The organism is Actinomycetospora endophytica (assembly GCF_021026375.1).
In the GTDB taxonomy this organism is placed as follows: domain Bacteria; phylum Actinomycetota; class Actinomycetes; order Mycobacteriales; family Pseudonocardiaceae; genus Actinomycetospora; species Actinomycetospora endophytica.
On record NZ_JAJNDB010000001.1, the window covers coordinates 1170680 to 1191658 of the forward strand.

22 protein-coding genes are annotated in these 20979 nt (G+C 74.8%); 11 read left to right on the forward strand and 11 right to left on the reverse strand.

Annotated features, from left to right (window positions below; all coding sequences use genetic code 11):
* The first annotated feature begins 175 nt into the window (after positions 1-175).
* A complete protein-coding gene (locus LQ327_RS05770; protein WP_230730558.1) occupies positions 176-736 on the forward strand; it encodes a hypothetical protein in 561 nt (186 codons plus the stop codon).
* Here LQ327_RS05770 and purQ read toward each other — a convergent pair.
* Positions 720-1400 carry a phosphoribosylformylglycinamidine synthase subunit PurQ gene (gene purQ, locus LQ327_RS05775; protein ID WP_230730559.1) on the reverse strand — a complete coding sequence of 227 codons (681 nt, stop codon included), beginning with the start codon at positions 1398-1400 and terminating at the stop codon, positions 720-722. The two genes, LQ327_RS05770 and purQ, sit on opposite strands and share 17 nt — an antisense overlap.
* A complete protein-coding gene (gene purS, locus LQ327_RS05780) occupies positions 1397-1675 on the reverse strand; it encodes a phosphoribosylformylglycinamidine synthase subunit PurS (RefSeq protein WP_230730560.1) in 279 nt (92 codons plus the stop codon). Before purS ends, purQ begins: the two co-directional genes overlap by 4 nt.
* A gap of 52 nt (positions 1676-1727) precedes the next feature.
* Here purS and LQ327_RS05785 point away from each other — a divergent pair, with 52 nt between their 5' ends.
* The gene (locus LQ327_RS05785; protein ID WP_230730561.1) at positions 1728-2384 is read left to right on the forward strand and encodes an MBL fold metallo-hydrolase; all 657 of its coding nucleotides are present in this window, start codon (positions 1728-1730) and stop codon (positions 2382-2384) included.
* Between the two features lie 13 nt (positions 2385-2397).
* Here the strand turns inward: LQ327_RS05785 and LQ327_RS05790 are convergent, their stop codons facing one another.
* On the reverse strand, positions 2398-3348 hold the full coding sequence (locus LQ327_RS05790; protein WP_230730562.1) for an alpha/beta hydrolase: 951 nt from the start codon (positions 3346-3348) through the stop codon (positions 2398-2400).
* A gap of 201 nt (positions 3349-3549) precedes the next feature.
* Here LQ327_RS05790 and LQ327_RS05795 point away from each other — a divergent pair, with 201 nt between their 5' ends.
* On the forward strand, positions 3550-3975 hold the full coding sequence (locus LQ327_RS05795) for an ester cyclase (RefSeq protein ID WP_230730563.1): 426 nt from the start codon (positions 3550-3552) through the stop codon (positions 3973-3975).
* 71 nt (positions 3976-4046) lie between these two features.
* Here the strand turns inward: LQ327_RS05795 and LQ327_RS05800 are convergent, their stop codons facing one another.
* The 3 genes from LQ327_RS05800 to purB form a co-directional block, all read right to left on the reverse strand.
* Positions 4047-4748, reverse strand: a complete 702-nt coding sequence (locus tag LQ327_RS05800) for a DUF2334 domain-containing protein (RefSeq protein ID WP_230730564.1) — start codon at positions 4746-4748, stop codon at positions 4047-4049.
* An 87-nt stretch (positions 4749-4835) separates the two neighbouring features.
* The gene (locus tag LQ327_RS05805) at positions 4836-5735 is read right to left on the reverse strand and encodes a phosphoribosylaminoimidazolesuccinocarboxamide synthase (protein WP_230730565.1); all 900 of its coding nucleotides are present in this window, start codon (positions 5733-5735) and stop codon (positions 4836-4838) included.
* 11 nt (positions 5736-5746) lie between these two features.
* Positions 5747-7165 (reverse strand): adenylosuccinate lyase, encoded by a 1419-nt coding sequence (gene purB, locus LQ327_RS05810; protein ID WP_230730566.1) that lies wholly within the window; start codon positions 7163-7165, stop codon positions 5747-5749.
* A 102-nt stretch (positions 7166-7267) separates the two neighbouring features.
* Here purB and LQ327_RS05815 point away from each other — a divergent pair, with 102 nt between their 5' ends.
* The 4 genes from LQ327_RS05815 (at position 7268) to LQ327_RS05830 (ending at position 11381) form a co-directional block, all read left to right on the forward strand.
* A complete protein-coding gene (locus tag LQ327_RS05815) occupies positions 7268-8230 on the forward strand; it encodes a threonine aldolase family protein (protein ID WP_230733072.1) in 963 nt (320 codons plus the stop codon).
* Between the two features lie 93 nt (positions 8231-8323).
* Positions 8324-9340 carry a thiamine pyrophosphate-dependent dehydrogenase E1 component subunit alpha gene (locus LQ327_RS05820; protein ID WP_230730567.1) on the forward strand — a complete coding sequence of 339 codons (1017 nt, stop codon included), beginning with the start codon at positions 8324-8326 and terminating at the stop codon, positions 9338-9340.
* The gene (locus LQ327_RS05825) at positions 9328-10329 is read left to right on the forward strand and encodes an alpha-ketoacid dehydrogenase subunit beta (protein ID WP_230730568.1); all 1002 of its coding nucleotides are present in this window, start codon (positions 9328-9330) and stop codon (positions 10327-10329) included. Before LQ327_RS05820 ends, LQ327_RS05825 begins: the two co-directional genes overlap by 13 nt.
* Positions 10330-10340: 11 nt before the next feature.
* Positions 10341-11381, forward strand: coding sequence for a hypothetical protein (locus LQ327_RS05830; RefSeq protein ID WP_230730569.1), 1041 nt, complete (start codon positions 10341-10343; stop codon positions 11379-11381).
* 29 nt (positions 11382-11410) lie between these two features.
* Here LQ327_RS05830 and LQ327_RS05835 read toward each other — a convergent pair whose 3' ends face one another.
* Positions 11411-12580, reverse strand: coding sequence for an alpha-hydroxy-acid oxidizing protein (locus tag LQ327_RS05835; protein WP_372460609.1), 1170 nt, complete (start codon positions 12578-12580; stop codon positions 11411-11413).
* A 104-nt stretch (positions 12581-12684) separates the two neighbouring features.
* Between LQ327_RS05835 and LQ327_RS05840 the strand changes: the two genes are divergently transcribed.
* A complete protein-coding gene (locus LQ327_RS05840) occupies positions 12685-14142 on the forward strand; it encodes an argininosuccinate lyase (protein WP_230730570.1) in 1458 nt (485 codons plus the stop codon).
* Here LQ327_RS05840 and LQ327_RS05845 read toward each other — a convergent pair whose 3' ends face one another.
* From LQ327_RS05845 to LQ327_RS05860, 4 genes are read right to left on the reverse strand one after another with little or no spacing between them, the layout of a single operon-like run.
* Positions 14143-15099, reverse strand: coding sequence for a 1-aminocyclopropane-1-carboxylate deaminase/D-cysteine desulfhydrase (locus LQ327_RS05845; protein WP_230730571.1), 957 nt, complete (start codon positions 15097-15099; stop codon positions 14143-14145).
* On the reverse strand, positions 15096-16439 hold the full coding sequence (xcbD, locus tag LQ327_RS05850) for a 3-sulfopropionylcysteine synthase XcbD (RefSeq protein WP_230730572.1): 1344 nt from the start codon (positions 16437-16439) through the stop codon (positions 15096-15098). Before xcbD ends, LQ327_RS05845 begins: the two co-directional genes overlap by 4 nt.
* A complete protein-coding gene (locus tag LQ327_RS05855) occupies positions 16436-17308 on the reverse strand; it encodes an XcbA family protein (protein WP_230730573.1) in 873 nt (290 codons plus the stop codon). The genes xcbD and LQ327_RS05855 overlap by 4 nt, the downstream gene beginning before the upstream one ends.
* Entirely contained in the window at positions 17305-18063 is a 759-nt protein-coding gene (locus tag LQ327_RS05860; RefSeq protein WP_230730574.1) for a phosphosulfolactate synthase, read from the reverse strand. Before LQ327_RS05860 ends, LQ327_RS05855 begins: the two co-directional genes overlap by 4 nt.
* Positions 18064-18185: 122 nt before the next feature.
* Between LQ327_RS05860 and LQ327_RS34570 the strand changes: the two genes are divergently transcribed.
* The 3 genes from LQ327_RS34570 to LQ327_RS05875 are packed head-to-tail and all read left to right on the forward strand — an operon-like array spanning position 18186 to position 20979.
* Entirely contained in the window at positions 18186-19490 is a 1305-nt protein-coding gene (locus LQ327_RS34570; protein ID WP_230730575.1) for an FAD-dependent oxidoreductase, read from the forward strand.
* Positions 19487-20206 carry an SDR family NAD(P)-dependent oxidoreductase gene (locus tag LQ327_RS05870; RefSeq protein ID WP_230730576.1) on the forward strand — a complete coding sequence of 240 codons (720 nt, stop codon included), beginning with the start codon at positions 19487-19489 and terminating at the stop codon, positions 20204-20206. The genes LQ327_RS34570 and LQ327_RS05870 overlap by 4 nt, the downstream gene beginning before the upstream one ends.
* A complete protein-coding gene (locus LQ327_RS05875; protein WP_230730577.1) occupies positions 20203-20979 on the forward strand; it encodes an SDR family NAD(P)-dependent oxidoreductase in 777 nt (258 codons plus the stop codon). The genes LQ327_RS05870 and LQ327_RS05875 overlap by 4 nt, the downstream gene beginning before the upstream one ends.

Consider the following 20979-nt stretch of genomic DNA (forward strand, 5'->3'; position numbering starts at 1 on the left):
GGTTCCGTGTTCGACCGGTCACTCGTCGTGCGTCACCGACCGCACATCTCAGTAGCGCTGCGTGTCCATCGATCGAGTGGCCGTTCGTGGTGTGACTACGACGTCTCGGCGAGATGTCCGCGTGCCGTGCCGACCAATCCCGGACATTGTCAGACCCCGCCTCCATGATGACGCCATGACCGCAGCCTCCGTCCGCGCACAGTGGGTCGGCTCCGAGCCGGCACGCGTCACCGCCCCCGGGGCGGGGAGCGCCAGCGTGCCGACGGCGGCCTCCTCGGCCGCCGAGGACGCCGCCGGGCCCGCCCGGCCCGACCCGCTCGCCGCCCTGTCCCTGGTGCTCGACCGTGAGCTCGCCGAGGTCCGGCGTCACCGGCTCGACGTCGCCGGCCGCGTGCCCGCGAGCGTCGCGCCGTACGTCGACCCGTCGCAGGGGATGCTCGAGCTCACCTTCGACGGGGCGGCCGGCCCGGTCGTCCTGGCCATCGCCCCCGGGGCGCGCGGGGACACGATCGTCCCGGTGCTGCCCGCGCCCGCTCCGGAGCAGGGCGACGGGGAGGACGTCGCCGGCTGCACGCCGTTCGACGAGGTCGTGGGCGACGCGCTCGAGGACGTCGACCGCGTGGTCGGGCACATGGAGCGCCCCGACGAGATGCGCGGCCTGGTGCTGCACCTCGGCGGCCGGATGCTGATGATCTACGCCGACCTCTGGGAGCTGCGGGTCACGCTGCTGCCGTGAGCCGGGCGAGCACCGAGGTGAACAGCCCGAGTCCGTCCGTGCCGGGCCCGGTGAGCGGGTCGATCGCGTGCTCCGGGTGGGGCATGAGGCCGACCACGCGCCCGTCGTCGGAGCACACCCCGGCGACGTCGTGCAGCGCACCGTTGGGTGCCGGGTCGGCGTAGCGGAACACCACGCGGCCCTCGTCCTCCAGGCGGGCGAGCGTGTCGTCGTCGGCGACGAAGCGGCCCTCCCCGGACTTGAGCGGCACCGTGATCTCCGCCCCGGCGGCGATCCCGGAGGTCCACGCCGTCGTGCTGTTCTCCACCCGGAGCCGGACCTCGCGGCAGATGAAGCGCAGCCCGGCGTTGCGCACGAGCGCGCCCGGCAGCAGCTCCGCCTCGCAGAGGATCTGGAAGCCGTTGCAGATGCCCAGCACCGGCAGCCCGCGGTGGGCGGCCTCGACCACCGGCCCCATCACCGGCGAGCGTGCGGCGATCGCGCCCGCGCGCAGGTAGTCGCCGTAGGAGAACCCGCCGGGGACGACGACCGCGTCCACGCCCTGCAGGTCGGTGTCGCGGTGCCACAGCGACACCGCCTCGCCGCCCGCGTACCGGACGGCACGCGCCGCGTCGACGTCGTCGAGCGTGCCCGGGAAGGTGATGACCCCGACGCGCGCGCTCACGCGTGCGTCCCGGGGACGTCCGCGGCGGTGGCCTCCGCGTCGGACACCCGCCGCACGACCCACTCCTCCATCACCGGGTTCGCGAGCAGCGTCCCGGCGATGCGCTCGAGCTCGGCGTCGGGCACCTCGTCGTCGACCTCGAGGACGAAGTGCTTGCCCTGGCGGACGTCGGCGACGCCGGCGACCCCCAGGCGCCCCATCGCACGGGCCACGGCCTGGCCCTGGGGGTCGAGGATCTCGGCTTTCGGGAGGACGTCGACGATCACGCGAGCCACGCGGACCACGGTACCGGGTTCACGATTCCCGCCCGGAGGGAAGACGCGGGGCATGAGCACCGAACTCGTCCACCTGGGGCACGCCTGCGTCGTCGTCGACACCGGTGGCGCGCGGGTCCTGCTCGATCCCGGGGCGTTCTCGGAGGGCTGGCAGACCCTCGAGGGGCTCGACGCGATCCTCATCACCCACCAGCACTTCGACCACCTCGACGTGGACAACCTGCCCACCCTGCTCGAGCGGAACCCGTACGCCCAGCTGATGGTCGACCCGGGCACCGCCGACGTGCTGAGCGAGCGCGGCATCCGCCACACCCGGTGCGAGCCGGGCGAGGAGTTCACCGTCTCGGGGATGCGGGTCGAGGTGGTCGGCGCTCAGCGCGGCGAGCACGCGGTGATCCACCCGGACATCCCGACGATCGCCAACAACGGCTACGTGCTGCGCGCCGACGGCGGCACCGTGATGCACCCCGGCGACGCGTACGTGCCGGTCCCGGTGGGCGTCGACGTGCTGCTGTTGCCGACCGGCGCGCCGTGGCTCAAGGTCTCCGAGGCCGTCGACTACCTGCGGGCCTCGGCGCCGCCGGTGGCCGTGCCGATCCACGAGGCCGTGCTCGCGAACCCCGACCTGCACTACGGGCTCTTCGGGACGCTCGCGCCGCAGGGCACCGACGTCCGGGTGCTGCCGCGGGGTGAGAGGACGCCGCTGTAGGTGCGCTCCGCACCTACAACGACTGCAGCGCCCGGACCCGGGCCGCCATCGCGCGACGACTCACCGCGGCGTCGGGGGCGAACACCTCGAACGCATGCGGCACCCCCGGGTAGAGCTGCAGTTCGACGGCCACCCCGGCCCGCTGCAGCCGTGCCGCGTAGTCGACGTCCTCGTCGCGGAAGATGTCGAGCTGCCCGACGTCGATGAACGCCGGCGGCAGCCCGCTCAGCTCGCGCTCCCGGGCCGGCGCCGCGTAGGTCGGCACGTCCGGCCCGCCCGCGGTGTCGCCCAGCAGGCAGCCCCAGCCGGTGATGTTGTCGTCGGTCGACCACATCGCGAACGGCTCGATCTCCGGGTCGGGCGTCGTCGTACGGTCGTCGAGCATCGGGTAGACGAGGATCTGCGAGGCCAGGGCGGGCCCGCGGCGGTCGCGGGCCATCAGCGCGACGGCGGCCGCCATCCCGCCGCCGGCGCTGTCGCCCATGATCGCGAGACGCGCCGGGTCGACGCCCAGCTCGGCCGCGTGGTCGGCCGCCCAGCGCAGCGCGGCGTAGACGTCCTCGACGGACGTCGGGTACGGGTGCTCGGGCGCGAAGCGGAAATCGACGGAGAGCAGCGGGACGCCCGACAGGTGGGTGTAGGCGCGGCAGACCGGGTCGTGGGTGTCGATCGAGCAGAGGAACATCCCGCCGCCGTGGATGTAGACCGCCAGCGACCCCGGCTGGTCACCGTCGCGCCGGTAGAGCTGCATGCCGATGCTCGTGCCGTCCTCGGCGGTCGCGGCGTGCTCGGTGACCGTGACGTCGGCCGGCGGGGTCCATCCCCCGGTCGCGGCGCCGATCAGCTCGTCGACCGCCGCGCGGCGGGTCTTCCAGTCACCGGCCGGCGGCGGTGTCTGTGCCGCCGCGGCCTCGGCGATCGGCGCCATCGCGGCGGCCACTTCCGGATCCATCTCCACCGTCATGGCGTGAAGTGGACCACAGCTCCCGGTTCCTCGCCGGTGACGAGGCGCACGTGGTCGAGGGGTGTCCGCCGTGTGCCGGACACACCGCGGTCTCGGCATCGAACCTGTGCGGGGCCTCCACCCAGCGGTGACACCGCGGTCCGACACTCGCCCGTCCCTGACGTCGGTCGACGGGACCGGCGATCTCGACGAGGAGGGGCCGTGAACACACGCGAGCTCACCGACCGGATGCTGGACACCTGGAACGCGAAGGACGGGGCGGCGTGGGCCGCCCTGTTCACCGACGACGCCATGTTGAGGGCGCCGGGCGGGGTGACTGGATCAGGGCCGGAGATGGTGATGACGTTCTTCCGCCTGTGGCAGGAGTCCTTCCCCGACAACCAGTGTCGCGCCGTGCGGACCGTCGGTGGCGAGGCGAGCGGCACCGTCGAAGCGGTGTTCGAGGGCACCCACACCGAGACGCTGCACGCCCCGAGCGGAGACGTGCCCGCGACGGGCCGACGGGTCAGCATCCCGTTCGTCAACGTCTGCGAGTTCGCCGGCGACCGCATGACCTACTTCGCCCTGTACTTCGACCAGATCGACCTGCTGACCCAGCTCGGGCTCGTGGCGGCTCCGGTCGGATAGGTGCCCTTCGGGCCTGTGAGCACAAATTGACGCCAGAGCATCAATTAGTGCTCACGAGCGCGTCAGCGCACCTATGCGGTCGTCGACCAGCGCTCCGGATCCACGGAACCGTCCGCCGAGCGGCGCGGACGACGGGTCCGTCCGACCAGTTCGCCCGCTCCGGCCGGGACCGCCCCGGCGCCGAGCGCGGCGTCGACCGAGTCGAGCAGGGCGGCGTGGCCGTCGGCGTGACCGGCGGTGAGGTGGCGCAGGGCCGGGTCGATCGCACGACGACGGAAGCCGGCGAATGCGGGCGCCGGCACGCCGGGGCGCACGACCGGGCCGGCCAGGCCCGCCGTCGGGACGCCGTCCACCCCGAGGCGGTGGACGCCCGCGTCGTCGAGGAGCAGGTCGAGGCCCGCCTCGGCCAGGGCGCGTCGGGTGCCGTCCGAGACCGACCACCCGGGCGCGGCGAACCCGTCGACGTCGAGGCCGAGGGCCTCCGCCGAGCGCGTCGCGCCGGCCAGCCGCAGCCGCGCCTCCAGCACCGGCAGCCGGCGGTACGGGCGGCCGCCGTCGTGGGCCTCGCGGGTGCCGCGCATCAGCACCGTGTCCCCGGCGCGACGGCGGGCGGCCGCGAAGGCGGCGACCTCGGGGTGCGGGCGCGGGCCGACCAGCAGGGTCAGCGGCACCCGGCGGGCGTCGAGGGCATCGCAGAGCCGGATCGCCGCGGCGAGGGGAGCGCCGGGGGCGAGCCCGGAGGCGGAGACGAGGAGACGACTCGGGGAGGACACGCCACCATGAGGCGCCCCCGAGGTGAATGGGCCGCTCCCCGGCACGTGAACTCTGGGGTCACATCGGGAGGAATCAGCGGAACACGCTCACAGCGGCGGCGGCCACTGGTGCCCGGTCAGCCGGGTGTAGGCCTCGATGTACCGCGCCCGGGTCGCCTGGACGACCGCGTCGGGCAGCGGCGGGGGCGGGGCGTCGCCGTGGCGGTCCCAGCCGGAGTCGTCCGAGGTCAGCCAGTCCCGGACGTACTGCTTGTCGAACGACGGCTGCGGCACGCCCGGCGCGTAGGCGTCGGCCGGCCAGAACCGCGAGGAGTCCGGGGTGAGGACCTCGTCCCCCAGCACGATCGCCCCCGACGGATCGAGGCCGAACTCCAGCTTGGTGTCCGCGAGGATGATCCCCCGCGAGGCGGCGTAGGCGGACCCGCGCGCGTAGATCGACAGCGTCGCGTCGCGCAGCGCGCCGGCGAGCTCCGGGCCGAGCTGCGCGACGACGGCGTCGAAGGTGACGTTCTCGTCGTGCTCGCCGTACTCGGCCTTCGTCGCCGGGGTGAAGATCGGCCCCGGCAGCATGCTGGCCTCGGTGAGCCCGTCGGGCAGCGCGACCCCGCAGACGGCGCCGTCGCGGCGGTAGTCCACCGTCCCCGACCCGGAGAGGTAGCCCCGCGCCACGCACTCCACCGGGACCATGTCCAGGCGGCGGACCAGCAGCGCCCGGCCCCGGACCTCGTCGGGGATGCGCTCGTCCCGGGCGGCGATCAGGTGGTGGGCGACCGGCGGCGCGGCCACGTCCCGGCCCCCGAGGAGCCCGAACCAGAACACCGACAGCGCCGTCAGCACCCGGCCCTTGTCGGGGATCGGGGTCGAGAGCACGTGGTCGTAGGCCGAGATCCGGTCGGACGCCACGAGCAGCAGCGTCTCGTCGTCGACCTCGTAGAGGTCGCGGACCTTCCCGGAAGCCAGATGCGGGTAGTCCGCGAGCGTCGACACGGCCCGCGAGGTTAGAGGATCGGGGCGGGGGCGTAGGCCGCCGCCTCGGGCCGGGCGTCGGCGATCTCGGCCACCCGCCGCGCCACCTCGGTGACCTGGGCGCCGGCCGCCCCGACGAAGGCCGTCGGGTCGGCGACGGCGGCGGCGAGGTCGCCCTCGGTCACCCCGAGCCGGGAGTCGGCCGCCACCCGGGCGAGCAGGTCGTTGCCCTCGATGCCCTTCTCCCGCATGTCCAGGGCCACCGCGCGGGCATGCTCGGCGACGATCTCGTGGGCGGTCTCGCGTCCCACGCCCGCCCGCACGGCGGCCATGAGCACGGCCGTCGTCGCGAGGAAGGGCAGGTAGCGGTCGAGCTCGCGGGCGATCACCGCGGGGTAGGCGCCGAACTCGTCGAGCACCGTCAGGAACGTCTCGAGGAGGCCGTCGATCGCGAAGAACGCGTCGGGCAGCGCGACGCGACGCACGACCGAGTCGGAGACGTCGCCCTCGTTCCACTGCCCGCCGGCGAGCTCGCCGAGCATCGAGGCGTTCCCGCGGAGCACGACGGCGAGGCCGTTGACCCGCTCGCAGGAGCGGGTGTTCATCTTGTGCGGCATCGCGCTCGAGCCGACCTGACCGGCCTGGAAGCCCTCGGTGACCAGCTCCTGGCCGGCCATGAGCCGGATGGTGGTGGCCAGCGACGACGGGCCCGCCGCGAGCTGGACCAGCGCCGACGCGACGTCGTGGTCCAGCGACCGGGGGTAGACCTGCCCGACGCTGGTGAGGACCTCGTCGAACCCGAGGTGCGTCGCCACCCGCCGTTCCAGGTCGGCGAGCTTGGCCGCGTCGCCGTCGAGCAGGCCGAGCATGTCCTGCGCGGTCCCGACCGGGCCCTTGACCCCCCGCAGCGGGTAGCGGGCGATCAGCTCGGTCAACCGGCGGTACGCGACGAGCGTCTCGTCGGCGGCCGAGGCGAACCGCTTCCCGAGCGTGGTGGCCTGGGCGGCGACGTTGTGGCTGCGACCGGCCATCACCAGGTCGGAGTGCTCGGTGGCGAGCCGGGACAGCCGCGCGAGCACCGCCACCGTCTTGTCCGCGACCAGCTGCAGCGAGTCCCGGATCTGGAGCTGCTCGACGTTCTCGGTGAGGTCGCGGCTCGTCATGCCCTTGTGGACGTGCTGGTGACCCGCGAGGTCGTCGAACTCCTCGATGCGGGCCTTCACGTCGTGGCGGGTGCGACGCTCGCGGGCCGCGATGGAGTCGAGGTCGACGGTGCCGAGCACGCGCCGGTAGTCGTCGAGGACGCCGTCCGGGACGTCGATCCCCAGGTCACGCTGGGCGGTGAGCACCGCCAGCCACAGCTCGCGCTCCGCGGTGACCTTGCGCTCCGGCGACCACAGGTCGCGCAGCGCGGGCGAGGCGTACCGGGCGGCGAGGACGTTGGGGATCACGTGTCCCGAGGATACGGGTGAGGATGGGTCCCCGTGACCTCAGCTGACACCGTGACCCCGGTTGACCTGCGCTCCGACACCGTCACCCTCCCGTCGGCCACCATGCGCGAGGCGATGGCCGGCGCCGACGTCGGCGACGACGTCCTCGACGGCGACCCCACCCTCGCGTCGCTGCAGCAGCGCGTGGCGGACCTGCTCGGCGTCGAGGCGGCGCTGTGGACCCCGACGGGCTGCATGGCCAACGCGATCGCGCTGATGGACCACCTCGAGCGCGGTGACCGTTTCCTCGCCCCCGCGGGCGCCCACGTGCTGGAGGCCGAGCTCGGCACCTCCGCGTGGCTCGCGGGCGGGCTGCCCGCCCCGCTGCCGCACTCCGGCGGCCCGGGTCGTCCGACCCCGGCCGACGTCACCGCCGCGGCGGGTACGGCCGGCCCCTACTTCGGGCTGCGCACCCGGCTGTTGTGCCTGGAGAACACCCACAACGCCGCGGGCGGGGCGGTGACCCCGGTGGCCGAGCACCGGGCGCTCGTCGCGGCCGCGCACGACGCCGGGCTCGCCGTCCACCTCGACGGGGCCCGGCTCTGGCACGCCGCGGTGGCGCTGGGCGTTCCGCCCTCGGACCTGACCGCCGGCGCGGACACCGTCAGCGTCTGCCTGTCAAAGGGGCTCGGGGCGCCGATGGGGTCGCTCGTGGCCGGCTCGGCGGCGTTCGTGGAGCGGGCGTGGCGGCTGCGCAAGATGCTCGGCGGCGGGATCCGGCAGGGCGGCGTGCTCGGCGCCGCGGGCCACGTCGCGCTGGACGGCATCGACGACCTCGCCGCCGACCACGAGCACGCCCGCCTGCTCGCCGAGGGCCTGGCCGCGAAGGGCTGGCCGGTGTCGACCCCCGAGACCAACATCGTGCTGGTGACGACGTCCGACCCGGCGGCGGTCGTGGCAAAGCTCGCGAAGGTCGACGTGCGCGCCGTCCCGTTCGGGCCGGGCGTGCGGTTCGTGACCCACCGGGACGTCTCGCGGGCCGACGTCGAGGGCGCGCTGGAGCGCATCGGTGGTCTCGGCCCGTGAGCGGGCCCGGAGGCCGGCCAGGCCGAAGGACGACCGATCTGTTGGCCTCCGTGGACGATGCCCCGTGCGACCTGCGTCACTACTTTCGGCGAGGTGGACGCGCCCGTAGCTACCCCTCCCCGAGCCGAGCAGACGGCCCCGGACCTGCGGGATCTCTACGAGCGGATGCTGCGGATCCGCCAGTTCGAGGCCAAGGTCGACGTCCTCTACCGGCAGGGACGCGTCCGCGGTCCGGCCCACCTGGGGCTCGGGCAGGAGGCCATCGCCGTCGGGGTCGCGGCGGCGCTGCGGTCGGGTGACTTCTCGCTCGGCACCTACCGCGGCCACGCCCACGCGCTGGCCCGAGGCGCCTCGGAGGAGGCGGTGCTGCGCGAGCTGCTCGGCCGGGTCGGCGGCATCTGCGGCGGCAAGGGCGGCTCGATGCACATCACCAGCGTCGAGCACGGCTACTACGGCTCCTACGCGATCGTCGGCGGCCACATCCCGACCGCCGTCGGCATGGCGTGGGCGAGCCGGATCCGTCGCGACGGCGGCGTCACGGCCTGCTTCTTCGGCGACGGCACGACGAACATCGGCGCCTTCCACGAGGCGGTCAACCTCGCCGCCGTCTGGTCGCTCCCGGTGGTGTTCGTCTGCGAGAACAACCTCTACATGGAGTACACGCCGATCGGTGACGTGATCCCGGTCGAGCGGCCGGCCGCCGACCGCGCCTCCGCCTACGGGCTGGCGCCGCTCGTCGTCGACGGCAACGACGTGGCCGCGGTCCGCGAGATGGCGCTGGCCGCCGTCGACCGCGCCCGCCGCGGCGACGGGCCGTCGCTGGTCGAGGCCGTCACGTACCGGCTGGGCGGGCACTCGGTCGCCGACGGCGGGGCCTACCGCCACCCCGACGAGGTCGCCGCGGCGCGGACCCGCGACCCGCTCGTGCGGCTGGCGACCGAGATGGCGCAGTCCGGCGAGATGGGCGTCGACGAGTCCGACGCCCTCGTCACCCGGGTCAAGGGCGAGATGGACGCCCTGGCCGCGCGGGTGCTCGAGGAGCCGACCCCGGACGCCGCCGGCGCCTGGACCGGGATGTGGAGCGACGGGAGTGCGGCGTGGCGCAACTGACCTTCCGCGAGGCCGTGGCCGCGGCGCTCGACCAGGAGATGGCCCGCGACGAGACCGTGGTGCTGCTGGGCGAGGACGTCGGGTCGGGCGGGGTCTTCAAGACGACCGCCGGGCTGAAGGAGCGCTTCGGCCCGGACCGGGTCTGGGACACCCCGATCTCCGAGCAGGCCATCGCCGGTGCCGCGATGGGGGCGGCCACGGCCGGTCTCCGCCCCGTCGCCGAGATCATGTTCTCGGACTTCTACGCCACCTGCTGGGACCAGGTCGCCAACGAGATCGCCAAGGCCTGCTACATGACCGGCGGCCAGCTGCGGATGCCGCTGGTGATCCGCGGGACCAACGGCGGCGGGCTCGGGTTCGGCGCGCAGCACAGCCAGTCGGTCGAGAACTGGGCGATGTGCGTCCCCGGCATCAAGATCGTCTCGCCGTCGACCCCGGACGACATGTGGGGCCTGCTCGCGGCGGCCATCCGCGACCCGGAGCCGGTGCTGGTGTTCGAGCACAAGGCGCTGTTCGGGACGAAGGCCGAGCGCCCGGCCGGCGACCACCACCTGGTCCCCCTCGGCGAGGCCGCGCTCCGACGACGGGGCGACGACGTCACGCTCATCGGCCTGGCCCGCACCGTCGGGATGTGCGAGCAGGCGGCCACCGCACTCGCCGAGGACGGCATCGCCGCGGACGTCATCGACCTGCGCTGCCTGGTCCCCCTCGACGCCGCCACGGTCCTCGCGTCCGCGCGGCGCACCGGCCGCGTGGTGATCGTCGAGGAGAACCCCGGCCAGCTCGGCTGGGGCGCGGCCGTCGCCGCGATCCTCGCCGAGGAGGCGTTCCACGACCTGCGGGCGCCGGTCGTGCGCGTGTCCGGCGGCAACGTCCCGCTGCCGGTCGCCACCGCCATGGAGGCCGCGGTCATGCCGTCGGCCGAGAAGGTCGCCGCCGCCGCTCGGGGCCTGACCGAGGGACGGATTCCAGCCGCAACCCCAGCCTGAGGAGACAGATCATGCGGATTCGGAACGAGGATGTCCTGCTCCCGGTGTCGGCGGTGTCCGCCTTCCCGCGGCCGCACTGGCTGCAGGGACGGATTCTCGGCTGCGGGACCGAGCCCACCTACCGCAGCCACAACCTCCGCGTGGCCTACGAGGACGCCTGCAAGCTCACCGCCCGGGAACAGGAGGCGGCCGGGCTCGACATCCTCTGCGACGGCGCCCAGTACTACGAGTGGGAGGCGCCCGGCTTCCAGCTCGAGCCGATCTTCCACTTCATCCCGGAGAACCTCGGCGGGATCGACAACTTCGGACCGCCCGGCGACGGCGCGAAGTACGCCCCGTTCTACAAGGGCACGGTGCACAGCAAGGTCGAGTGGGTGCGCCCGATCTTCGAGGCCGTCGCGTACGCGATGCAGCTCGCCACCGACCGCCCGTTCAAGGTCGCGATGCTCGGCCCCGCGCAGCAGTCGATCATCCTGAACGACCAGCACTACGGCGACGGCGTCGCGCTCGCCAAGGACATCGCCCGGGCGCTGAACAAGGAACTGCACTACCTGCAGGACATGGGCATGGAGGCCGTCCAGCTCATCGACGTGCTGCCGCCCTACACCCAGGACATGTGGCAGATCGAGTGCCAGCAGATCATGTTCGAGGGCATCAATATGATCAAGTTCTGGCACGTCTGCTACGGCAGCGTCGACGGCCAGCGCGACATCTTCGACAACCACGCGGCGGGCATGATGCCGCTGTTCCGGGAGTCGCCCTGCGACGTGATCCACCTGGAGTTCACGAACAAGGACTTCGTCGAGCTCGAGGCGTTCGCGGACTACCCGACCGACAAGGTGCTCGGCGTCGGGGTGGTGGACGCGAAGAACACCATGGTCGAGCCCGTCGAGCAGATCGCCGACCGGATCCGGCGGGCGCTCAAGGTCATCCCGGCGGACCGGCTGCTGGTAGCCCCGGACTGCGGGCTCGGCTACTTCAGCCGCACCACCGCGTACGCGAAGCTGCGCAACATGGGCCAGGCCGCCCGAGAGGTCCGCGCGGCCCTGTAGAAGGCGTCGTGGCCGGCGCGTCGTCCCCCTCACGGCGCGCCGGCCACCACGTCCTCGGTCGCCCGCAGCTCGGCGAGGTCGCGGTACCCCGCCAGCGCGAGGGTGGTGTCCAGCTCGGCGAGCAGGCACCGGACGACGTGGTGGACCCCCGCCTGCCCGCCCAGCGCCAGCCCGAACGCGAACGGCCGGCCGACCAGGACCGCGTCCGCGCCCAGCGCGAGGGCGACCGCGGCGTCGGCGCCCGTGCGGATCCCGGAGTCGAACAGCACCGGCACCCGCCCGGCGACCGACGCGACGACGCCCGGCAGCGCGGACAGCGCCCCGATCGCCCGGTCCACCTGCCGCCCGCCGTGGTTGGACACGATCACCCCGTCCACCCCGTGCCGGAGGGCCAGCTGCGCGTCCTCGGCGCGCTGGATCCCCTTGACGACCAGCGGTCCCTCCCACTGCGCCCGGATCCGGTCCAGCCGGTCCCAGCCCCAGGCGGTGCCGGTGAACAGGCGCTGGCGGTGGCGGACCGCCGCGCCGAGGTCCTCCTCCGGGGAACGGGCGAGGCCGGCGCGGAAGGCCGGGTCCGAGAACGGGATCGCCGTGCCCACGCCGCGCAGGAACGGCAGGTAGGCGCGGTCGAGGTCGCGTGGGCGCCAGCCGAGGGTCCAGGTGTCGAGGGTGACGACGAGGACGGTGAACCCGGCGGCCCGGGCGCGGGCCAGCAGGCTGGCGGTCACGTCGTCGTCGGTCGGCCGGTAGAGCTGGTACCAGCGGGGTCCGCGCCCGGAGGCCTCGGCCACCTCCTCGGTGGTGTGCGACGACGCCGTCGAGAGCACCGCCGGGACGCCGAGAGCCGCCGCGGCCCGGGCGGTGGCGAGCTCGCCGTCGTCGTGCAGCAGGCTCTGCACCCCCACCGGCCCGAGCAGCAGCGGAGCGGGCATCCAGGTGCCCAGCAGCCGCGTCGACCAGTCCCGGACGTGGTTGCCGCGCAGCATGCGCGGCACGAGGCCGACGCGATCGAAGGCGGCCCGGTTGGCGCGCATCGTCGCCCCGGACCCGGCCCCGCCCGCGACGTAGTCGAACGCGTGCGCCGGCAGCACGCGGCGCGCGGCCGCCTCGAGCCGCGCGGGGTCGGTGGGCAGCGCGGGGACCCGGCCGTCGAGCCCGGCCGCGTAGATCTCGGCGCCGTAGCGGTCGGGGCCGGTCACGGGTCCATCGTCGGCGCGGGGAGGGCCCCCGGGCCAGGGTCCGGGGTCGGGTTCGTCCCGTCCGGACATGGTCGCCCGGGACATGTCCGGCAAAGCTCGTGGTCGTGAGCGGCCGCTACGCCGAAGAGCTCGTCGACGCCGGATTCGCCGTGGAGGTGGCCGACGCGCCGCTGCTGCACGACGGGCTCAACGTCGCCGACCTGGCCCACCTGCTGGTGCTCGTCGAGCGCGGCGTCGTCCCGTCGCGGGCCGTCCCGGGCCTGGTCGCGGTGCTGACCGACGCCGACCGGACCCCCGCCGCGGAGTTCGGGTACGACCCGCGCCACGGCGAGGTCTACAACTGCCGCGAGAAGCGGTTCGCCGCCGCGATCGGGCGGGACGCGGGCTGGCTCCACGCGGGGCGACCCCGCCGCGAGGCCGTCCGGATCGCGCTGCGCCTGCGGGTGCGCCGCGATCTCTGCGACCTGATCGAGGCGGCCGCGGCGTTCGCGCTGGCGGGGGCCCGCACGGCCGCGGCGCACGCCGAGACGCTCATGGTCGACCAGACCTACCTGCAGCACGCCCAGCCCTCGACGTTCGGGCACTACCTGCTCGGGATGGTCCACCCGGCGCTGCGCGAGATCGAGCGGCTCACCGCGGACCTCGACGGCGTCGACCGGAGCCCGGCGGGAGCGGGCGGCGTCAACGGCAGCCCGCTCACCGGCGACCGGGCGCACATCGCCGAGCTCCTCGGGTTCGCCGAGGTCATCGAGCACACCCGCGACGCGATGTGGGCCTCCGACGGCTACACCGCGCTGGTCGGGCACGCCGCGGGGCTCGCCACCACACTCGACCGGCTCGCCGAGGACCTCGAGATCTGGAGCAGCGCCGAGTTCGGCTGGGTGCACCTGGCCCTCGAGCACACCCGCACCAGCATCCTCATGCCGCAGAAGCGCAACCCGTACGCGCTGACGATGGTGCGCGGCGAGGCCGGGGTGCTCATCGGCCGCGCCACCGGGATGCTCGCGCTGGCCAAGAGCCCGTCGGCCCGCAGCGACAACATGATCTTCTCCTACGGCGAGGTGCCCCGGTCGGTCGATCTCGCGACCCGCGCCACCCGGCTCATGGCGGGCGTCGTCGCCGAGCTGGAGGTCGACGCGGCCGCGATGGAGGCGGCGCTGCGCGGCGGCTTCTCGCAGGCCGCCGACCTCGCCGAGCACCTCATGGTCACCGCGGGCCTGGACTACCGCAGCGCCTACGACGTCGTCGGGATCGCGGTCCGCCGGGCCGCCGGCGCGGGCCTGACCGGCGCCGACCTCACCCGCGAGGACCTCGAGTCCGCGGCCGCCGAGGCGGGCCTCGAGCTCACCGCGACGCTCGGCGACCTGGCGGAGGTCCTCGACCCGGCGCGCATCGTCCGGTCCCGGGACTCCCGGGGCGGGGCCGCGCCCGACGAGGTCCGGCGGATGGCGGCCGCGTGCTGCTCGGTGGCCGAGAAGGCGCGCGACGCGGTCCGGGCCCGACGAGCGGGCTTCGACACCGCCGAGGCCGAGCTCCGACGGCGGGTCGCGGCCCTCGGGTAGCTACGGCGTGGTGAACAGCGTGGGCGCACCCCCGCTGACCAGGAACACCACCGGCCCGGTGACCTCGCCGCGCCGTGCGGCCACGAGCAGGCCCGCCATCGCCTTGGCGGCGAACACCGGGTCGAGGAACACCCCCTCGGTGCACGCGACGAGTGCCGCGGCGGCGTCGCCCTCCGGCGAGCGCCGGCCGTAGGCGGGGCCGAGGTGCCCGTCGAGGATCGTCGGCGGTTCCGTCGGGGCGGGGACGCCGAGGAGCTGGGCGGCGCCGCGGGCCAGCGCCGTCACCCGCTCCACGCACTCCGGGGCGGGCCGGCTCACGGTCACCCCGACGACCCGGCCCAGGCCCTGCCAGGCGACTCCCGCGTGCAGGCCGCCCTGGGTCCCGCACGAGCCCGTGGCCAGCCAGAACGTCGCCGGCCCGATCCCCGCCGCGGCGAGCTGCCCGGCGAGCTCGACGGCCGCGGTCGCGTAGCCGAGGGCGCCGACCGGCGTGGCTCCGCCGCGCCCCAGGGCGAGTGGACACGCTCCGGCGGCACGCAGCTCGGCGGCCACCTCCTCCACGACCCGGTCCACGGAGGTGCGGTCCTGCTCGCCGGTGAAGCGGACGGTCGCGCCGGCGACGCCGGCCAGCGCCATGTTCCCGACGGCGGGTACCGGGTCGCCGTAGCAGACGAGCGTCGCCGCCAGCCCGTGCAGCCGGGCCGCGAGCGCGGCCAGCATCGCCCAGTTGGACGCGGGCCCGCCGCCGGTGACGAGGTGGTCGCACCCGCGGGCGAGGGCGTCGCCGAGCAGGTACTCGAGGCCCCGCACCTTGTTCCCGCCGACGCCGAGCCCGGTGAGGTCGTCGCGCTTGAGCCAGATCTCCACCCCGGCGGCCTCGGAGAGCCGGGGAGCGGGGACCAGCGGCGTCGGCAGCGTCGCCAGCCGGACCCGCGGGAGGGTGAGCGGACCGGTCATCCCCGGTCGGGGTCCCGCGCCAGGACCCGGTCGACGAACGCCGTGGCCATGCCGAGCGAGCGCGCCGGGTCCCGGGCCGCCGCCACCTCCGCCTCCGTCAGCAGCCCCTCGGACACCAGGCGCTCCCCGAGGTCGACGCCCTCGTCCCGCGCGGCCATGGCGGCGGCGTAGACCTTGTCGTGGGCGGAGTGCTTCCCGACCCGGGCGGCCAGCGCGGCCATGAGCGGCTCGGAGGCGAGGGATGCGCCGTGCGAGTCGAGGTTCGCCCGCATCCGGGCCGCGTCGACGGTCAGGCCCTCGAGCAGCCGCGTCGCGAACGCCAGGGCCGCGCCGGTGAGCTGGCACGCCTCGGGCAGCGCGAGCCACTCGGCCTTCCAGCCGCGGCCGTCCCGCTCGTGCAGGGCGACGAGGCCCTCCAGCGCGACCCCGGCGTCGGACCGCACGATCCGGGCGAGCGTGTCCAGGTGCTCGGAGAGCTCCGGGTTGCGCTTGTGCGGCATCGTGATGCTGCCGACGGTGCCCGCGACGACGGGTTCGCCCACCTCGCCGATCTCCGGGCGCTGCAGCTCGACGATCTCGGTGCCGATCTTCGCCAGCGTGCCGGTGACCAGCGCCAGGAACCCGAGGAACTCGGCCACCCGGTCCCGCGCGGTGAGCCACGGCAGGTCCGGCGCGCCGAGGTCGAGCCGGGTGGCGAAGGCGCGCACCAGGTCGAGAGCCCGCGGGCCCCAGAACTCCAGCGTGCCCAGGGCCCCGGCGAGCTGGACGACCTCGACGCGGGGACGCAGCTGCGCGAGCCGCGCCCGGTGCCGGTCGATCTCGTCGATCCACACCGCGGCCTTGAACCCGAAGGTGATCGGTTTCCCGGGCTGGGCGTGGGTGCGCCCGCACATGACGGTGTCGCGGTGCCGGCCGGCGAGCGCGACCGCCGCGGCCCGCACCCGGTCGAGGTCGCGGGCCACGACGTCGGCGGTCGCCCGCATGACCAGCCCGAACCAGGTGTCGGTGACGTCCTGCACCGTGGCGCCGTAGTACACCCACTCGCGCGCGTCCTCGGGGAGCACGGCCCGCAGCGCGTTGATCAGCCCGAGCGTGGAGTGCCCGGTGGCGCGGGTGCCCGCCCCGACCTCGACGAGGTCCACCCGGTCGGTGCGGGCGTGCTCGGCGATGGCGGCCGCAGCCTGGTCGGGAATCAGCCCGACCTCGGCCTGCGCGGCGGCGAGCGCGACGAGGATCTGCAGCCAGCCGCGGGTGCGCCCGGCGTCGTCGAGCAGGTCGTGCAGTTCGGGGACGGTCCAGAGGTGGCCGTAGACGACCGAGTCGGTGAGGTGGCTGCTCACAGCAGGAGCTTCCGCAGGCCCTCGCGCACCTCGTCGAGGTTCGCGCCCCACGGCACGACGGCGGTGCGGTCGGTGGTCTCCAACCCGCGTTCGAGCAGGCAGCACTTGGTGAGCGTCGGCGTCCTGTCGTCCGGCGCCGGACGGCGTCGCGGGCACAGGTCGGCGCGCGGCGGGGCGTCGCCGTAGAAGTGCTCGTGGAACTGCACCGAGCGCTCGCACCCGATGAGCAGCCAGTCGGCGCGCTCGGCCGGCCGGGTGTCGAGGTAGGCGACCGGGGCGTCGCCGAGGTCGGCGCCGGAGCCCCGGCACGGCAGCAGGTAGTGCGACGACGGGTGCGCGGCGGCCACCTCCTCCACGCGCACGGCGTCGAGGACGAGCTCGACCGGCGGCAGGTCCTCGTCGAACGCCACGCACTGCTCGGCCTGGGCGTACAGCTTGGCCGGGGTCGGCGGCACCACCTCGGTCACCCGGACCCGCACCGGTTCCGGCCGGTGGATGAAGTTGACGTGCTCGAACCGGCCGAGCACCACCGTCGTCAGCGCCCCGGGGACCGCGACCCGGGCGAGCGCGGTGGCGTTGCCGACGTCGACGTCGGGGTCCTCGACCCATGCGGTGTCCTCGGGACCCGACAGCACCCGCAGCGCCACGACCGGCGAGAACAGCGGCGCGGTGTCGGCCTTGCGCACCTCGACCAGGCACACCTGCCCCCGGTGCCGCAGCGCGAGGTACTCGGTGCGCCGGTACACCTCGCGCCCGAGCAGGTGCTCCTCGATCGCGTCCGGGGTCAGCGCGACGTCGACCTCCTGGACCGACAGCCCGCGGTAGGGGTGGGAGCGGGTGTTCGGTGGGGCCGGCGGGATCGCGGTCACGGCCGCACCGCCGTGTCGGCCCGCAGGCCGAGGCGCAGCGTCTCCAGCGGCAGGACGTCGTCGGGCGCGATGTTGCCGAGGTTGACGTCGGCGCCGAACCGGCGGACGAACCAGGCCTGCTGGGCCTTGACGGGCGCCTCGAAGATCACCCGCTCGACGGGGACCGCGGCAACCAGCTCCTCCACCAGGGCGGCGCGCACTGCACCGTCGCCGTCGTAGAGCCCGACGGTGCCGGACTCGCGGCCCTCGGCGATCACCCACGCCGCGCCCGCGGCGAGGTCGGCGGTCATCTCGTCGGCCCACTCGGCGGCGGCGACGGGTGCGGCGGCGTCCTTCGCGCCGGCCTCGGCGAGGACGGTGAAGTCCGCGGCCAGCTCCGCGACGAGGGCGCGCTGGGCGCCCGGGCCCATCCAGCCGAGGCCGTTGGACACCTCGAGGGCGTCGATCCCCTCGCCGGTCGCCCAGCGGCGCAGCGCGGTCAGTTCCCCCTGGGCCGCCGCGATCTCGACGAGCGTGCCGCCGAGGCAGACCACGACCCCGGAGCGCTGGTAGGCGGCCACCCGCTGCTTGAGGGCCCGGTCCAGGTAGCCGATGCCCCAGCCGATCTTGACGACGTCGACCAGGTCGGCGGCGGTGGTCAGGAGGCCGTCGACGACGGCGATCGGGGCGCCCTTGTCGAGGACGTGCGTGATCCCGGCCGACCGGGGCTTCCCCGCTCGATCGGGAAGCCTCAGGAACTCCGGGCGGTCCCACACCCGGGGAAATCTACGGCCGCCACTGTGCTCGCGGCCTCGTCCCGGACGGACCAAGACCCCGGTGTTCTTCGGCCGCCCGGGATGTGCCGGGCGCCACACGGGCCGCCGTAGCGTTCCCGTCCGTGGCCGGTCGGCTCGTGGTGCTCGGCGGTGGCGCGGCGGGGATGTCCGCCGCCTCCGCGGCCCGGCGCGTCGACCCCACGCTCGACGTCGTCGTGCTCGAGAGCACCGGGTTCGCGGCCGCGGGGCTCTGCGGCCTGCCCTACCACCTCGCGGGGCTCGTGCCGGAGGCCGAGGACCTCGTCGCGTACCCGCCGTCGTACTTCCGCGAGCGGCGCGGCATCGACCTGCGCCTCGGCACCGAGGTCCACGGGGTGGACCCCGCCCGGCGGCTCGTGCACCACGACGGCGGCCGGCCCCTGGAGTACTCCGCGCTCGTCGTCGCCACCGGCGGACGGCCCTCGACGATCCCGCTGCCGCGCCCCGACCGGCCCGGCTTCGTCGTCCGTACGGTCGAGGACACGGTGGCGCTGCGGGCGCTCGTCGACGGCGGCACGGTGCGCCGCGCGCTGGTGATCGGCGCCGGCTACATCGGCCTGGAGACCGCCGAGGCCCTGGTCGCGCGAGGCGTGTCGGTCACCGTCGCCGAACGGATCGACCGGGTGCTGCCGACCACCGTCGACGCGGAGGTGGCGGCGGTCGTCGAGGAGCACGTGCGGGGCCACGTCGACCTGCGCCTGGGCACCGACGCGATCCCCCTGGCCGCCGACCGGTCCTTCGACGTCGTCGTGACCTGCACCGGCGTCCGTCCCGCGGCGGATCTGCTCGCCGACGCCGGCGCGGACACCGGGCCGGGCGGGGCGGTGCTCGTCGACGACCGGATGCGCACCTCGCTGCCCGGGGTCTGGGCGGCCGGGGACTGCATCGCGCCGTACCACCGGGTGCTCGGCGCACCCGCGTTCGTCCCGCTGGGACCGACGGCGAACAAGACCGGGCGGGTCGCGGGGACCGTCGCGGCGGGCGGCGACGCGCGGTTCGCGGGCATCGTCGGGACCGCGGTGGTCAAGGTGTTCGACCTCGAGGTGGCGCGCACCGGACTGACCCTCGCCGAGGCCCGGACCGCGGGGCTGGACGCCGTCGCCGCCGACGTGGTCAGCCGCAGCCGCGCCAAGTACTACCCCGGGGTGCGCCCGCTGCACGTCCGCGTGGTCCACGAGCCGGGCGGCCGGCTGCTCGGCGCCCAGTTCGTGGGCGTGGAGGGCGCCGCCAAGCGGGTCGACGTCGTCGCGACCGCGCTGCACGCCGGGCTCTCCGTCGACGACCTCGCCGACCTCGACCTCTCCTACGCCCCGCCGTACGCGCCGGTCTACGACCCGGTCCTCGCCGTCGCCCAGGCCGCGCAGCGCGAGACGGCGGCCGCCCGATGAGCCCGCCCGTCGCGGTGGTGACCGGCGGCGCGTCCGGGATCGGGCGGGCGACCTGCGCCCGGCTGCACGACGACGGGTTCGCGCTCGCCGTCCTCGACCTCGAGCCCCCGCCCGAGGAGGCCGACCTCGTGCTCACCGTCGACGTGGCCGACGACCTCGAGGTCGGGGCGGCCGTCGACGCCGTGCTCGCCCGCTTCGGGCGGATCGACGTGCTGGTCAACAACGCCGGGGTCACCGGGGGCCCGGCGGCGACGGTGTGCCACGAGACCCCGGTCGCGGACCTCGACCGGGTCCTCGCCACCAACGTGCGCGGGCCGTTCCTGTGCAGCCGCGCGGTGCTCCCGACGATGCTCGCCCGCGGCGCCGGGCACATCATCACGGTCGCGTCGTCGGCCGGGATCGCCGCGTTCCCCGGGCGGTGCGCCTACACCGCGTCCAAGGGCGCCGCGCTGATGTTCGCGAAGTCGCTCGCCCTCGACTACGCGGCCGTCGGCATCCGCTCGAACGCGGTCTGCCCCGGATTCGTCCGGACCCCGATGACGCAGTGGCGGCTCGACGACCCGGAGCTCGCCGCGGCGGTCGAGGCGAACATCCCGATCGGCCGGGTCGCGGACCCGGACGACGTGGCCGACGCGATCTCGGTGCTCGCCTCGGGACGGATGAGCTACATGACCGGCCACGCGCTGGTCGTCGACGGAGGGTGGACCGCGCGATGACGGGACAGGGCCGGCTGGCCGGGAAGGTCGCGCTGGTCACCGGCGCGGGGTCGGGCATCGGACAGGCCGCCGCGCAGCGCTTCGCCGCGGAAGGGGCGACGGTCGCGGTGCTCGACATCCGCTCCGAGCTCGCCGCGCTCACCACGATGCTGATCGAGAAGGAGCACGAGGACCACGCGATGGCGTTCACCGCCGACGTCGGGAACGCCGCCGAGATCGAGACCGCCGTGGACCTCGTCGCCGCCGAGCTCGGCCGCATCGACGTGGTCTACAACAACGCCGGGACCATGGAGCTGGGCTCGGTCGAGGACACCGCGGAGGAGGTCTGGGACCAGACCTTCGGCGTCCACGCCAAGGGCACCTACCTCACCTCCCGGGCCGCGCTGGAGCACATGGGGCCCGGCGGCGCGATCGTCAACCAGGGCTCGATCTCCGCCCTCGTCGGCGTGCAGTACCTCGCCGCGTACAGCGCCGCGAAGGGCGCGGTCGTCGCGCTGACCCGGCAGATGGCGGTGGACCTCGCGCCCCGCGGCATCCGCGTCAACGCCATCTGCCCGGGGACCTGCCGGACCCCGATGACCGAGCCGCTCTTCCGCGCCCGCGGCGAGGGCGACGCCGAGGCCGGGGTCGCCGCGACGATCCCGAAGTACCCGCTCGGCCGGCTCGGGACCCCGGAGGACATCGCCACCGCCGCGCTGTTCCTGGCGAGCGACGAGGCGTCGTTCATGACGGGATCGGTGCTGACCTCGGACGGAGGCATGACCGCGCAATGA

What these genes read in the sequence shown, in the direction of transcription:
- LQ327_RS05770 (WP_230730558.1), top strand. Translation starts at nt 176, where the DNA reads ATGACCGCAGCCTCCGTCCGCGCACAGTGGGTCGGCTCCGAGCCGGCA.
- LQ327_RS05785 (WP_230730561.1), top strand. Translation starts at nt 1,728, where the DNA reads ATGAGCACCGAACTCGTCCACCTGGGGCACGCCTGCGTCGTCGTCGAC.
- LQ327_RS05790 (WP_230730562.1), bottom strand. Translation starts at nt 3,348, where the DNA reads ATGACGGTGGAGATGGATCCGGAAGTGGCCGCCGCGATGGCGCCGATC.
- LQ327_RS05815 (WP_230733072.1), top strand. Translation starts at nt 7,268, where the DNA reads ATGCGCGAGGCGATGGCCGGCGCCGACGTCGGCGACGACGTCCTCGAC.
- LQ327_RS05830 (WP_230730569.1), top strand. Translation starts at nt 10,341, where the DNA reads ATGCGGATTCGGAACGAGGATGTCCTGCTCCCGGTGTCGGCGGTGTCC.
- LQ327_RS05845 (WP_230730571.1), bottom strand. Translation starts at nt 15,099, where the DNA reads ATGACCGGTCCGCTCACCCTCCCGCGGGTCCGGCTGGCGACGCTGCCG.
- LQ327_RS05870 (WP_230730576.1), top strand. Translation starts at nt 19,487, where the DNA reads ATGAGCCCGCCCGTCGCGGTGGTGACCGGCGGCGCGTCCGGGATCGGG.
- LQ327_RS05875 (WP_230730577.1), top strand. Translation starts at nt 20,203, where the DNA reads ATGACGGGACAGGGCCGGCTGGCCGGGAAGGTCGCGCTGGTCACCGGC.